Genomic DNA, 12,937 nt, shown 5'->3' with positions numbered 1-12,937 from the left:
AGTTGGTTCCATGCGAACCGACCCTTCTCACGACTCGCCCCCGGGGGCGCTGCCGGCCCGGGAGCACCTGCCGGCCTCGGCCGCCGGTGCGGCCGTCCTGGACGTGGTGATCCCCGTCTACAACGAGGAGCAGGACCTCCAGCCGTGCGTCCGCCGGCTGCACGAGCATCTGACGCGCACCTTCCCCTACGCCTTCCGCATCACGATCGCGGACAACGCCTCCACGGACACCACCCCGCTGGTCGCGGCCGGGCTGGCGGCCGAGCTGCCCGGGGTGGGCGTCGTACGCCTGGAGCAGAAGGGCCGCGGGCGTGCGCTGCGGACCGTGTGGTCCGCCTCGAAGGCGCCGGTCCTCGCCTATATGGACGTCGATCTGTCCACCGACCTCAACGCCCTCCTGCCGCTGGTCGCGCCGTTGATCTCCGGACACTCGGATCTCGCGATCGGCTCCCGGCTGGCCCGCTCCTCCCGGGTCGTGCGCGGCCCCAGGCGGGAGCTGATCAGCCGGGCGTACAACCTGATCCTGCGCGGCTCGCTCAAGGCCCGCTTCTCGGACGCGCAGTGCGGGTTCAAGGCCATACGGGGGGACGTGGCCCGGGTGCTGCTGCCGCTGGTGGAGGACACCGGCTGGTTCTTCGACACCGAGATGCTGGTCCTCGCCGAGCGGGCCGGGCTCAGGATCCACGAGGTGCCGGTCGACTGGGTGGACGACCCCGACTCCACCGTGCACATCGTGCGCACCGCGACCGACGACCTCAAGGGCGTGTGGCGGATCGGCCGGGCGCTCGCCACCGGTTCGCTGCCGCTGGACCGGCTCGCCCGGCCCTTCGGCGACGATCCGCGCGACCGCGAACTGACCGGCGTCCCCGGGGGACTTGCCCGCCAGCTGGTCGGCTTCTGCGTGGTCGGGGTCCTGTCGACCCTCTTCTATCTGCTGCTCTACAGCGGCTTCCGGCAGTTCTGCGGGCCGCAGTCGGCCAACGGCCTCGCGCTGCTGGTCTCGGCCGTCGCCAACACGGCCGCCAACCGCCGGCTGACCTTCGGGGTGCGCGGCCGGGGCGGCGCGGTCCGCCACCAGGCGCAGGGCCTGGTGGTCTTCGCCATCGGACTCGCCCTGACCAGCGGTTCCCTGGCCGCTCTCGACGCGGCCGGCGGCCACCCCGCGCACTCCACCGAGCTGGCGGTCCTCGTCACCGCCAACCTCGCCGCGACCGTACTGCGGTTCCTGCTCTTCCGCGCCTGGGTGTTCCCGGACCCGCGGGGACCGTACGGCACCGACACCCCGGAAGGGTCCCGATGAGCACCTCCTACGACCGCCCGCTCGACGCGAACGAGGGGCCGGGCGGCACGACCGGGTGGGCACCGCCCCCGGCCCCCGCGACCCGGCGGCCGTCCCTCCCGCACCGGCTGTGGCGCGGCCGCCCCGAGGACCCCCGCTGGGCGCGCCCCGCCTTCCTCGGGCTGCTCGCCGCCACCCTGCTGCTCTACCTCTACGACCTCAGCGCCTCCGGCTACGCCAACTCCTTCTACTCGGCGGCCGTCCAGGCGGGCAGCACGTCCTGGAAGGCGCTCTTCTTCGGGTCGCTGGACGCGGGCAACGCCATCACCGTCGACAAGCCCCCGGCCGCGCTGTGGCCGATGGAGCTGTCGGTGCGGATCTTCGGCCTGAACTCCTGGGCGATCCTGGCGCCCGAGGCGCTGATGGGCGTGGCGACCGTGGCCGTCGTGTACGCCGCCGTGCGCCGCCGGTTCAGCCCCGCCGCGGGTCTGATCGCGGGCGCGGTGCTCGCGCTCACCCCGGTCGCGGCACTGATGTTCCGGTTCGACAACCCGGACGCGCTGCTCGCCCTGCTGATGTCCGTGGCCTGCTACCTCGTCGTGCGGGCACTGGAGGACGGCCGGACCAGGTGGCTGGTGTGGGCCGGGGCCGCGATCGGCCTCGCGTTCCTCGCCAAGACGCTCCAGGCGTTCCTGATCCTGCCTGCGCTCGCCACGGTGTACGCCGTGTGCGCGCCGGTGCCGCTGCGCAGGCGCCTCGGCCAACTGGCCGCCGCCACCCTGGCGTTGGTCGTGTCCGGTGGCTGGTGGGTCGCGATCGTCGAGCTGTGGCCGGCCTCGTCCCGCCCCTACATCGGTGGCTCGCAGCACAACAGCTTCCTGGAACTGACCTTCGGCTACAACGGGTTCGGGCGGCTCAGCGGCGACGAGACCGGCAGCGTCGGCGGAGGCGGGGGCCCCGGCGGAGGCGCCGGCGGCGGGATGTGGGGGGAGACCGGCTGGGACCGGATGTTCGACTCCGAGATCGGCGGCCAGATCTCCTGGCTGCTGCCCACCGCGCTGATCCTGCTGGCCGCGGGTCTGCTGGCGACCCGGAGGCGCGGGCGCACGTCGGTCACCCGCTCCTCGTTCCTGGTCTGGGGCGGGTCCCTGCTCGTGACCATGGCGGTGTTCAGCTACATGGCGGGCATCTTCCACCAGTACTACACCGTGGCCCTCGCCCCCTATCTGGCCGCCGTCGTCGGCATGGGCGCCGGGCTGCTGTGGGAGCGGCGCCGGCGGGCGTGGGCGGCGCTCGCGCTCGCCGCGTCCGTGGTGGCCGCCGCGGCCTGGGGCTGCGTGCTGCTCGACCGCACGCCCACCTATCTGCCCTGGCTGAAGTGGCTGGTCCTGGTGGGCGGGCTGGTGGCGGCCCTCGGCCTGATCTTCGCCGGGCACGTCACGCGGTCCCTCGCCCTCGCCGCGGCGGCGCTGGCCCTCGTCGCCGCGCTGGCCGGGCCGACCGCCTACACCCTGAGCACGGTGGACTCCGCGCACAAGGGCTCCATCCCGACGGCGGGCCCGGCGGGCGCGAGCATGATGGGCTTCGGCGGCGGCCGGGGTCCGGGCGGCGGACCCGGCGGCGCGCCGGGCGGCTTCGGCGGCGGGCGCGTGCCGGGCCAGGGGAATCGGCAGGGACAGCAGAACCAGCAGGGCGGACCGGGTCAGCAGGGCGTGCCGGGTCAGCAGGGCACGCCCGGACAGCGGAACGGCAACGGCTTCCCGGCCCCCGGCGGTGACCTCGGCGGCGGTTTCCCGGGCGGTGTCCCCACCGGCGAGGGCGGCCGCGGTGCCGGCGGCATGGGCGGTCTGCTGGACGGCGCGGACGTCGGATCGGCCGCCAAGGCGCTGCTGGAGAAGGACGCGTCCCGGTACACCTGGGTCGCCGCTTCCATCGGCTCGCAGAACGCGGCGAGCTACCAACTCGCCACCGGGGACCCGGTGATGGCGATCGGCGGCTTCAACGGAACCGACCCTTCGCCGACGCTCGCGCAGTTCAAGCAGTACGTGGCGCAGGGCCGCGTCCACTACTTCATCGCCGGCGGCATGGGAGGTGGCATGGGCGGCGGCACCGAGGGCGGCGGACCCGGCCGCGGCAGCGGCACCGGCTCGCGGATCAGCTCCTGGGTCCAGAGCACCTTCGAGAAGGTGACCGTGGGCTCGGCCACCTTCTACGACCTCACCCGGCGCGCCGACGGCTGAGGGAGAACGGCGGAGCGGGTCCGCGTCTAAGTGCCGGGGGATGTGGGTAACGGCACAGGGATGCGGGCCCGTGCCCCCCGCACCGGCCGACTCCTGGCATCCTGGGCGGCGGCCTCGTGCGGCCGGAGACAGAGGAAGGTGCGCCGGTGGCGAAGACGGCGGGGCGGTCGGCGCGGGACAGCGTGTGGCTTCAGGAGGAGCCCCGGCGCGGCGGGCGTGGCGGCCAGCCCTCCGGCCTCGACCGGGAGCGGATCACCGCCGCGTCGGTACGACTGCTCGACGCCGAGGGCCTCGCGAAGTTCTCCATGCGCCGCCTCGCCGCGGAGCTGAACGTCACCGCGATGTCCCTGTACTGGTACGTCGACACCAAGGACGACCTGCTCGAACTCGCCCTGGACGCCGCCTACGGCGAACTGCGCCTGCCGGCCGAGGACGACGGCACCGACTGGCGGGAGCGGCTGCGGGCACTGGCCGCCGAGTACCGGGGCCTGCTGGTGCGCCACCCCTGGCTGTCCCGGCTGGCCGGCCAGTACCTGAACATCGGCCCGCACTCGCTGGACTTCTCCCGCAGCGTGCAGCGCACCCTCGCCCGCTCCGGGCTGCCCCCGCACCGGGTGAGGGGCGCGATCTCGGCGGTCTTCCAGTTCGTGTACGGGTTCGGCACGATCGAGGCCCAGTTCATGTGCCGGATCGCGGACTCCGGGCTGACCCCGGACGACTACTACCAGCAGGCGGTGAACCTGGTCCGCGAGGACCCCCACACCGCGGAATTCGTCCAGGAGTCCAGGCAGATCATGGACGCCCGCGGCCGGGGCACCGTCGCCGAGCTGATGGGCCGTGACTTCACCTTCGCCCTGGACCTGCTGATCGCGGGGATCGAGGCGATGGTCGAACGGGGCTGACCGGCCCGTCGGGCGCCCGGCCCCGAAGGCTCGTCACTCCCCGCCGACCAGCCGCGCCGGGAATCCGCCGGTCGCCACCGGACCCCACCGCTCAGGCGTCACCCGGATGATCGACTTGCCCTGCTTGCGCATGGCCGCCCGGTACTCGTCCCAGTCGGGGTGCTCCCCCGCGATGTTGCGGTAGTACTCGACCAGCGGCTCCACCGAGTCGGGGCTGTCGACGACCTCGGCGGTGCCGTCGACCTGCACCCAGGGGCCGTTCCAGTCGTCGCTGAGCACGAGCACGCTCACCCGCGGATCCCGCTTGGCGTTGCGGGTCTTGGCCCGCTCCGGGTAGGTCGAGACCACGATCCGTCCCGAGTCGTCGACCCCGCAGGTCAGCGGGGAGGCCTGCGGGGAGCCGTCGGCGCGGCGGGTGATCAGCAGCGCGCGGTGGCGGGGCCGTACGAAGTCCAGCAGCTCGTCCAGGGAGACACGGGTGTTCGTCGCGATGTTCGGTGCCATGGTCGCAGCCTAGGGCGCGGACCGCCGATCCAGCCTGACCCTGCTGGGCACAGGCATGGCGCGCCGGGGGTCCGGGCGGGGTGCGCGGGCGCCGGCGGGAGGTCACTTCACCGCAATGGAGCAGCTAAAGTTCTGATGTCCTGTGCTCGCAGTCGGGAATGTGCTGCGGAGCTCTCCTGCGCATGGCCGTACGGTCATGTCATCCGAGAGGTTCGTGGTGGCCGCGTCCGACTTTTCCACGCCTGACTTTTCCGCGTACGACTTCTCCGCGTACGACGTCTTCGAGGTGACCCGTTCCCCGGGCGGTCTCGACCTGGCCGAGGCCCTGACGGCGGCGGCCCGCGAGCTGCACGAGAGTGCCACCCCGGGTGCCACGCTGGACGCGGCGGTCCGGCTCGCGGTGCATCTGCTGCCCGGCGCCGAGCACGCCGGGGTCTGCGAGATCGAGCGCGGGGAGTCGCTGCGCACGGTGGCCTGGAGCGATGACCTCGTGCGCGAGGCCGGCACCCCCGACCTGCCGCACTGGGAGCGGCTGTGGACCTCGCCGGTGGTGCGGGTCGCGGACAGCGGCGGTACGGACGGCGAACCCCAGGAGCTGCGCTCGGTGCTGTCGATGCGGCTGCGCGCCGACAAGCGCCGGCTGACCGTGCTGACCGCGTACTCCCGCGAACCCGGCGCCTTCGACGAGACGGCCGCGCGGCTCGGCCGGCTGTTCACCGTGCAGGTGGGCCTCGCCCTGAACTCCGTGACGGTGCGCGAGCAGTTGACGGAGGCCATGCACACCCGGGACCTGATCGGACAGGCCACCGGCATCCTGATGGAACGTCTGGACATCGACGCACAGGCGGCCTTCGAGAGTCTGGTGCGCGCCTCCCAGCGGGAGAACGTCAAGCTCCGCGATCTGGCCCGCCGCATCGTGGGCGCGACGGACAACTAGCGCACGACATACGGATCGGCATGACGCGGCGATGACGCAGTGACATGACGAGGGCCCGCCGAACCGGCATCCGGTCGGCGGGCCCTCCGTCCGGGGATCAGGCGGCCGGCAGGCTGTCGCCCTGCACCGCCTGGACGTCCAGCTGCACCTTCAGCGTGGTGCCGATGGCGGCGATGCCCGCCTGGAGCACCTGGTTGTAGTTCATCGCGAAGTCCTCGCGGTGCAGCTCCGCCGTGGCGCGGAAGGCGGCGCGGGTACCGCCCCAGGGGTCGGCGCCGGTGCCGAGGTAGGCGAGGTCGAGGTCCACCTGGCGCACCACGCCGTGCAGGGACAGCTCGCCGTGCACGGTCCAGCGGTCCGGGCCCGCCTGGGTCAGCCCGGTGGAGCGGTAGGCGATCTCCGGGTGGTTCTCGACGTCGAGGAAGTCACCGGAGCGCAGGTGCGTGTCGCGCATGCCGTTGCCGGTGTCGATGGACCCGGCCTTGATCACCGCCTCCACCCGGGACTTGGCGACGTCGTCCGGCGCGATCTCGATGGTGCCGCCGAACTCGGTGAACCGGCCGTGCACGCTGGAGATCCCCAGGTGCTGGGCGACCGCCGCGACCGAGGAGTGCGCCGGGTCGATCGTCCAGGGACCGGGCGGCGGCAGCTCGGTGCCGCCCTGCCGGGCGAGGGTCACGGTGCCGACCTCGGCCCGGCCGCTCGCGGTGACGATCGCGCTGGACGCGGCCGGCGCGTACCCGACGGCCGTCACGATCACGGTGTACGCCCCCGGAGTCAGCTCGGTGGCGTCCCGTACGGCCCCCTCGGCGTCCGCCTCGGCCCGCAGCACCTGCGTACCGGTCATGTCGGTCACCGTGACGACCGCGTGCGACACGGCCCACCCGTCCCGCGTACGGATCTTCGCGGTCAGTCCCATCCCGTTTTCTCCCTGCAAGGCCTTGCGAATCGGTCGTAGGAAACCGGCCCGTGGCGCCGGGCAGCTCCGCTCGGAGCGTGCCCTGCCACGGGCCGGGGGGAACTACTCGCCGGGGTGGGCGAGTTCGATGTCGTGGCCGTCGGTGCCGGTGCCGGTGACGGTCAGCGCGGTCGCCACCGGCGGGTAGCCGGTCGCGATGACGGTGTACTCACCGCTGTCCAGGTCGGTGAAGGCGTACGCGCCGTCCTCGCCGGTGGTGGCGCTGCCGACCACGTTGCCCGCCTGGTCGACCAGGGTCACCCGGGCGTCGGCCAGCGGGCCGTGCGGGGCCTTGACGACACCCTGGAGACGGGCGCCGGCGTCCAGGTCGACGTCGACGCGGGTGACGCCGGCGGCGGCGACCTCGACGGGCAGCGCGCGCGGCCGGAAGCCGCTCGCGTTGACGGCGACGGTCACCGGACCGGGCACCAGGTCGGTGAAGGAGAAGTCGCCCTGCTCACCGGTGGCGGCGGTGGCCAGCAGGTCACCGCGCACATCGGTGACGATCACCATGGCGTCCTCGACCGGCAGCGCGCTCCCGGTCGCCCGCACCACACCGGCCAGCCCGCTGGTGCCGCTGAGCAGGATGTCGTACGACAGGGGTTCCTCGCCCACCACGACGGTGGAGGCCTGCGGCTGGTAGCCGTCGGCGGAGGCGATCAGGACGTAGCTGCCGGTGCCGGGGGCGGCCAGCGTGTAGGAGCCGTCGGCCTGGGCGACGGAGCGGCCCAGCTGCCGGCCGGCCAGCGAGATCAGGGTGACCGCGGCCCGCGGGACCGGGGCGCTCTCGGCGCCGCGGACGAAACCGTGCACCGGGGTGCCGTCGCCGCCCGAGCCGGACTCGGCGACGGTCGCGACGGCCGTCATCGGCGCCGCGGTGGCGGCCGCGGCGACCGGGGACTCGGCGGCACCGCCCGCCGGGGCGGACGCGGTCAGGCTGGGCACCTTCTCCTGGACGGGCTCACCCGGCACGTTCTGCATGGCGTTCTCCAGCGTGGTCTCGACGGGCGCGGCGGCCTCGGCCGTCGTCCCGGTCCTCTCCTGCGCGGCCTGGACCAGCGCGCCGGTCGTCCGCAGCGGGACCTCCTTGATGAACATCACCACGACGAAGGCGACCAGGGCGCAGGGTGCCGCGTAGAGGAAGACGTCGGCGATGCCGTGGCCGTAGGCGCTTTCCAGCCAATGACGGATCGGCAGGGGCAGCCGGTTCATGTCGGGCAGCTCGCCGCCGCTCACGGCCTTGGCCGCGGCCATCCGCTCCTTCAGGCCGAGTTCGCCGATGCTGTTCCTGGCGTAGTGGCTGATCCGGTCCGACATGACCGAGCCGAGCACGCCGACGCCGACCGCGCCGCCGAGGGAGCGGAAGAAGCTCACCGTGGAGGAGGCGGCGCCCAGGTCCTTCGGGGCGACCTGGTTCTGCGTGGACAGCACCAGGTTCTGCATCATCATGCCGACGCCGACGCCCACGAGCGCCATGTAGACGGACAGCTGCCAGTACGGGGTGTCGTAGCGCATCAGGCTGAGCAGGGCCAGGCCCGCCGTGAGGAACAGACCGCCGGCGACCAGCCAGTTCTTCCAGCGTCCGGTGTTGGTGATGATCCGCCCGGAGATCATGGAGGAGATGAACAGACCACCGATCATCGGGATGGTCATCACGCCGGACATGGTCGGCGACTTGTCCCGCGCCAGCTGGAAGTACTGCGAGAAGAAGACGGTGCCCGCGTACATGCCGACACCGACGAACAGCGAGGCCAGCGAGGCCAGGGTGATCGTGCGGTTGCGGAACAGGCGCAGCGGGATGATCGGCTCGGAGGCCCTGGACTCGGTGAGGACGAACAGCAGCGTGAGCACGATCGTGCCGCCCACCATCACGTACGTCTGCCAGGACAGCCAGTCGTACTTGTCGTTGGCGAAGGTCACCCAGATGAGCAGCAGCGAGGCGGCCGCGGTGATCAGGAAGGCGCCGAGCCAGTCGACCTTGACCTCGCGCCTGACGACGGGCAGGTGCAGGGTCTTCTGCAGGACGACCAGCGCGATCAGCGCGAAGGGGATGCCGACGAACAGGCAGTAGCGCCAGCCGAGCCAGCTGGTGTCGGTGATGACACCGCCGAGCAGCGGACCGCCGACGGTGGCCACGGCGAAGGTGGCACCGGTGTAGCCGGAGTACCGGCCGCGCTCGCGGGGGGAGATCATCGCGGCCAGGATGACCTGGACCAGGGCGGACAGACCGCCGGCGCCGAGGCCCTGCACCACACGGGCGGTGATCAGCATCGCCGGGTTCTGCGCGAGACCGGCGATGACCGAACCGGCCACATAGATGACCAGGGATATCTGGACGAGCGCCTTCTTGCTCACCAGGTCGGCGAGCTTGCCCCACAGCGGCACGGAGGCGGTCATCGCCAGCAGGGCCGCGGTGACGACCCAGGTGTAGGCGGACTGACCGCCGCCGAGGTCCTTGATGATCGTCGGGAGGGCGTTGGTGACGATCGTCGACGACAGGATGGCGGCGAACAGGCCCAGCAGCAGGCCGGACAGCGCCTCCATGATCTGCCGGTGCGACATCGGGGCGTCGCCCGCCGAGGAGCCTCCCCCGTGCTTGGCGTGAGCCCGCACACCGGCTGGTGTGGTCGTTGCCATGGGCTTCCTTTTCTTACGTGCTTGCGGGTGTACGGGTGGTCTCTTCGATCACGGGAGCGGGTGGCCGGGCCTGGGCGGACCGGCAGTCACCGAAGGCGGAGCGCAGGCGGGTCATCAGATGGATGAGCTGGGCGACCTCGTCGTCGGTCCAGTCGCCGAGGCGCTCGGCGAGCCGCTGTGAGGTCCGCTGCGACAGCTCGTCGAGTTCCTTCAGGCCCTCGGGCGTCAGGCGCAGGATGCGCGAGCGCTTGTCCGCCGGGTCCGGGTGCCGCTCGATCCAGCCGCGGGCCTCGACGTGCGCCACATGCCGGCTGGTCACCGACAGGTCGACGGCGAGCAGCTCGGCGAGCTTGCTCATGCGCATGTCGCCATGGCGGCCGAGCAGGGTCAGCACGGCCGCCGAGCCGCCCGGACAGTCGGACGGCAGCATCCGCACGAGGTCCCGTTTCACGGCGCCGACGGCGCTGAGCTGACGCGCAAGCTCTTCAAACTGCGCATGCTCGGCCATCACACCTCCCGTATTCGTTGCTTGGGGCAACCATAAGTCGCGTTGGTTGCTACAGGCAAATAAATAGCGGGATGCCCGTGCAAAGCCTTGGCAAAGGCAAGCGTTGCGGTTGTGAACATGCGGGTGGGCGTGCGGGGACTGTCCCCGTCTGTCCCGGTGGCCCCCCGCTTGGGCGCCCCGGCCCGTCTTCGCTAAGGTCTCGGGCCATGGCTAACACCCAGGGCCCCCAGGGCAATTACGACCCCGCCGGCAGCACCCAGATGTTCCGCGCGTTCGTCGACGAGGCCCCCCAGGGCCGCCAGCAGCAGCCCGCCGCCTCCGCCGGCTCCGGCCCCCGGGTCGGCGTGATCATCGGCGTCATCGTGGCGCTCGTGGTCGTGGCCGGCGTCGCCTGGCTCGCGCTGAAGTAACCCGCGCGCCCGAATCCCACGGTCACCTCCTGGCACCGGCGCCGCTTCCCGTCCGCCGTCGTCGGCTTGCCCCGGGAGAGATCCGCGGGAGCCGGGGCCGGAGGGGCGGGGGTGGGCGTCGTACGTCCGTCACCCGCACCCGGGCCCCGTACGCGCGCCGGGGCCCGCGCCGGCGGGGAGGGTGACCCGGGTGTGCTCCGTCCGGGGCCGCCGACGCGCGTGGGACCCGCCCGAACCGGCCCACGCGCCCTGTGCCGTGCCCAGACGCACGACGGCCGCCGAGGCTCCCGCGAGGGCGCGCCGGCGGCCGGGTGGCCATGTCGTCGTACGAAGCGGCCCGTGACGAAGCACCGGGCCATGACGGCTGACGTGCCGTCGGACGGGAGGCCTCAGTCCGAGATCAGGCCCTCGCGCAGCTGGGCCAGCGTCCTGGTGAGCAGCCGGGAGACGTGCATCTGGGAGATGCCGACCTCCTCGCCGATCTGCGACTGGGTCATGTTGGCGAAGAAGCGCAGCATGATGATCCGCCGCTCCCGGGGCGGGAGCTTGGCCAGCAGCGGCTTGAGGGACTCGCGGTACTCCACGCCCTCCAGCGCGGTGTCCTCGTAGCCGAGCCGGTCGGCCAGGGAGCCCTCGCCGCCGTCGTCCTCCGGGGCCGGGGAGTCCAGCGAGGAGGCGGTGTACGCGTTGCCGACCGCGAGGCCGTCGACCACGTCCTCCTCGGAGACGCCCAGCACGGCGGCCAGTTCGGTCACCGTCGGGGAGCGGTCCAGCTTCTGCGACAGTTCGTCGCTGGCCTTGGTGAGGGCCAGGCGCAGCTCCTGGAGGCGGCGCGGGACGCGCACCGACCAGGAGGTGTCGCGGAAGAAGCGCTTGATCTCGCCGACCACCGTCGGCATCGCGAACGTGGGGAACTCCACGCCCCGTTCGCAGTCGAAGCGGTCGATCGCCTTGATCAGGCCGATGGTGCCGACCTGGACGATGTCCTCCATCGGCTCGTTGCGCGAGCGGAAGCGGGCCGCCGCGTAGCGGACCAGCGGCAGGTTCAGCTCGATCAGGGTGTCCCGGACGTAGGCGCGCTCGGGGCTGTTCTCGTCCAGCGCGGCGAGCCGCAGGAAGAGGGAGCGGGACAGGGTGCGGGTGTCGATGGCCTCGCCCGTGGCGGGGGTGGCCGGGGCAGGCACGGCGTCGAGGGACGTGACGCCCTCGATGCCGTCGAGGACGTCGAGTGCGTCGAGCTCCTTGGGCGCCGCCTCGCTCTTCGCGGGCGTCAGCACCTTCGAGCTGCCCTGTTCTGCGGACATGCCACCCCCTTCGGGTCGCGGGACGGTCGCGGCCGCGCCGTCGGTCGTGCAACGCAGCCTTCACCTGAATACCGGTGCCGGGGCCCCGGCAAACGCATCTTCCGCAGAATGTCACATGTCGGCAACACGCTGTAGTGACATGTCGACACGAGAGATCCGAATCACCGCTGGAGAAAAGGGGTCTGACGGGCTTTCGGCTCGCGGCTGTCGGCAACGGCCCTGGTGAGCGAATCGCTCGCGGCGGTGAGCGCTCGATCGGGTTTGCGATGCAGGGCTGTTCGGGTGCGTGCTTCGGTGCGCCCACTGTGCGACCGCCGACCTGACCGGTATGCGTCCGGGGCTCTGTTATACGTCGGCGACCCTGCGGCGGCGTCGTTCCGGGCCGTTATGCGTCGATACGGTTCGCCGAGCGCAGCCTCTGGAAACTGCGCGCGAGCAGCCGCGAGACATGCATCTGGGAGACGCCGAGTTCCGCGCTGATCTGTGACTGGGTGAGATTGCTGTAGTAGCGCAGCAGCAGGATCCGCTGTTCGCGCTCGGGGAGTTGGACGAGGAGGTGGCGTACCAGGTCGCGGTGTTCCACGCCGTCCAGGGCCGGGTCCTCGTAGCCGATGCGGTCCAGCAGTCCGGGCAGCCCGTCGCCCTCCTGCGCGGCCTCCAGGGAGGTGGCGTGGTACGAGCGGCCCGCCTCGATGCAGCTGAGCACCTCCTCCTCGCTGATCCGCAGCCGCTCGGCGATCTCGGCGGTGGAGGGGGAGCGGCCGTGCAGCGTGGTCAGATCCTCGGTGGCGCTGTTGACCTGCACCCACAGCTCGTGCAGCCGGCGCGGCACGTGCACGGTGCGGACGTTGTCCCGGAAGTACCGCTTGATCTCGCCGACCACGGTCGGCATGGCGAAGGTCGGGAACTGCACGCCCCGGTCCGGGTCGAAGCGGTCGATGGCGTTGATCAGGCCGATGGTGCCGACCTGGATCACGTCCTCCATGGGCTCGTTGCGGGAGCGGAAGCGGGCGGCGGCGTAGCGCACGAGCGGGAGGTTCGCCTCGATCAGCGCCCCCCGTACCCGGTTGTGCTCCGGGGTGCCGGGAGTGAGCTGCTTCAGCTCGGCGAAGAGCACCTGGGTCAGGGCCCGGGTGTCCGCGCCGCGGCGTTTCCCTGGGGGCACAGAGGCGGGGACGGGGGCCTCCTCCTGGGGCGGCGCAGTACTGGCCGGCACGGTCAACGCCACCTCTTCGGTCAATCATCCGTCAAAAGCGGT

The 12,937-nt window shown here is 72.1% G+C and carries 11 protein-coding genes; 5 read left to right on the top strand and 6 right to left on the bottom strand.

Annotated features, from left to right (window positions below; all coding sequences use genetic code 11):
* The first annotated feature begins 10 nt into the window (after positions 1–10).
* The 3 genes from QSK45_RS13325 (at position 11) to QSK45_RS13315 (ending at position 4,421) form a co-directional block, all read left to right on the top strand.
* Entirely contained in the window at positions 11–1,300 is a 1,290-nt protein-coding gene (locus tag QSK45_RS13325; protein ID WP_285556435.1) for a bifunctional glycosyltransferase family 2/GtrA family protein, read from the top strand.
* Complete coding sequence (locus QSK45_RS13320; RefSeq protein WP_285556433.1) at positions 1,297–3,519, top strand: ArnT family glycosyltransferase; 2,223 nt, start codon at positions 1,297–1,299, stop codon at positions 3,517–3,519. Before QSK45_RS13325 ends, QSK45_RS13320 begins: the two co-directional genes overlap by 4 nt.
* 146 nt (positions 3,520–3,665) lie before the next feature.
* Entirely contained in the window at positions 3,666–4,421 is a 756-nt protein-coding gene (locus tag QSK45_RS13315) for a TetR/AcrR family transcriptional regulator (RefSeq protein WP_285556431.1), read from the top strand.
* A gap of 33 nt (positions 4,422–4,454) precedes the next feature.
* Here QSK45_RS13315 and QSK45_RS13310 read toward each other — a convergent pair whose 3' ends face one another.
* Positions 4,455–4,925 (bottom strand): PPOX class F420-dependent oxidoreductase, encoded by a 471-nt coding sequence (locus QSK45_RS13310; RefSeq protein WP_285556429.1) that lies wholly within the window; start codon positions 4,923–4,925, stop codon positions 4,455–4,457.
* 196 nt (positions 4,926–5,121) lie between these two features.
* On the opposite strand from QSK45_RS13310, the gene QSK45_RS13305 reads away from it, so the two are divergent.
* Positions 5,122–5,862 carry a GAF and ANTAR domain-containing protein gene (locus QSK45_RS13305; RefSeq protein ID WP_395483283.1) on the top strand — a complete coding sequence of 247 codons (741 nt, stop codon included), beginning with the start codon at positions 5,122–5,124 and terminating at the stop codon, positions 5,860–5,862.
* A 97-nt stretch (positions 5,863–5,959) separates the two neighbouring features.
* Here QSK45_RS13305 and QSK45_RS13300 read toward each other — a convergent pair whose 3' ends face one another.
* The 3 genes from QSK45_RS13300 to QSK45_RS13290 form a co-directional block, all read right to left on the bottom strand.
* Positions 5,960–6,781, bottom strand: a complete 822-nt coding sequence (locus QSK45_RS13300) for a YceI family protein (RefSeq protein ID WP_285556426.1) — start codon at positions 6,779–6,781, stop codon at positions 5,960–5,962.
* A gap of 102 nt (positions 6,782–6,883) precedes the next feature.
* Positions 6,884–9,382: an MFS transporter gene (locus QSK45_RS13295; protein WP_490993573.1), complete on the bottom strand. Its 2,499-nt coding sequence runs from the start codon at positions 9,380–9,382 to the stop codon at positions 6,884–6,886.
* Between the two features lie 88 nt (positions 9,383–9,470).
* Positions 9,471–9,965 carry a MarR family winged helix-turn-helix transcriptional regulator gene (locus QSK45_RS13290; RefSeq protein WP_285556422.1) on the bottom strand — a complete coding sequence of 165 codons (495 nt, stop codon included), beginning with the start codon at positions 9,963–9,965 and terminating at the stop codon, positions 9,471–9,473.
* Positions 9,966–10,171: 206 nt separating this feature from the next.
* Between QSK45_RS13290 and QSK45_RS13285 the strand changes: the two genes are divergently transcribed.
* Positions 10,172–10,375 (top strand): hypothetical protein, encoded by a 204-nt coding sequence (locus QSK45_RS13285; protein ID WP_285556420.1) that lies wholly within the window; start codon positions 10,172–10,174, stop codon positions 10,373–10,375.
* A 389-nt stretch (positions 10,376–10,764) separates the two neighbouring features.
* Here QSK45_RS13285 and QSK45_RS13280 read toward each other — a convergent pair whose 3' ends face one another.
* Both QSK45_RS13280 and QSK45_RS13275 read right to left on the bottom strand, forming a co-directional pair.
* Complete coding sequence (locus QSK45_RS13280) at positions 10,765–11,679, bottom strand: RNA polymerase sigma factor SigF (RefSeq protein WP_285556419.1); 915 nt, start codon at positions 11,677–11,679, stop codon at positions 10,765–10,767.
* A 385-nt stretch (positions 11,680–12,064) separates the two neighbouring features.
* Positions 12,065–12,919 carry an RNA polymerase sigma factor SigF gene (locus tag QSK45_RS13275; protein ID WP_285556418.1) on the bottom strand — a complete coding sequence of 285 codons (855 nt, stop codon included), beginning with the start codon at positions 12,917–12,919 and terminating at the stop codon, positions 12,065–12,067.
* Positions 12,920–12,937: the final 18 nt, after the last annotated feature.

Origin of the sequence: Streptomyces hygroscopicus subsp. hygroscopicus (assembly GCF_030269125.1) — a bacterium.
Taxonomy (GTDB): Bacteria; Actinomycetota; Actinomycetes; order Streptomycetales; family Streptomycetaceae; genus Streptomyces; species Streptomyces hygroscopicus_C.
Note: the sequence above shows the minus strand (reverse complement) of the source record. Positions and strands in the feature narration are given on the sequence as shown.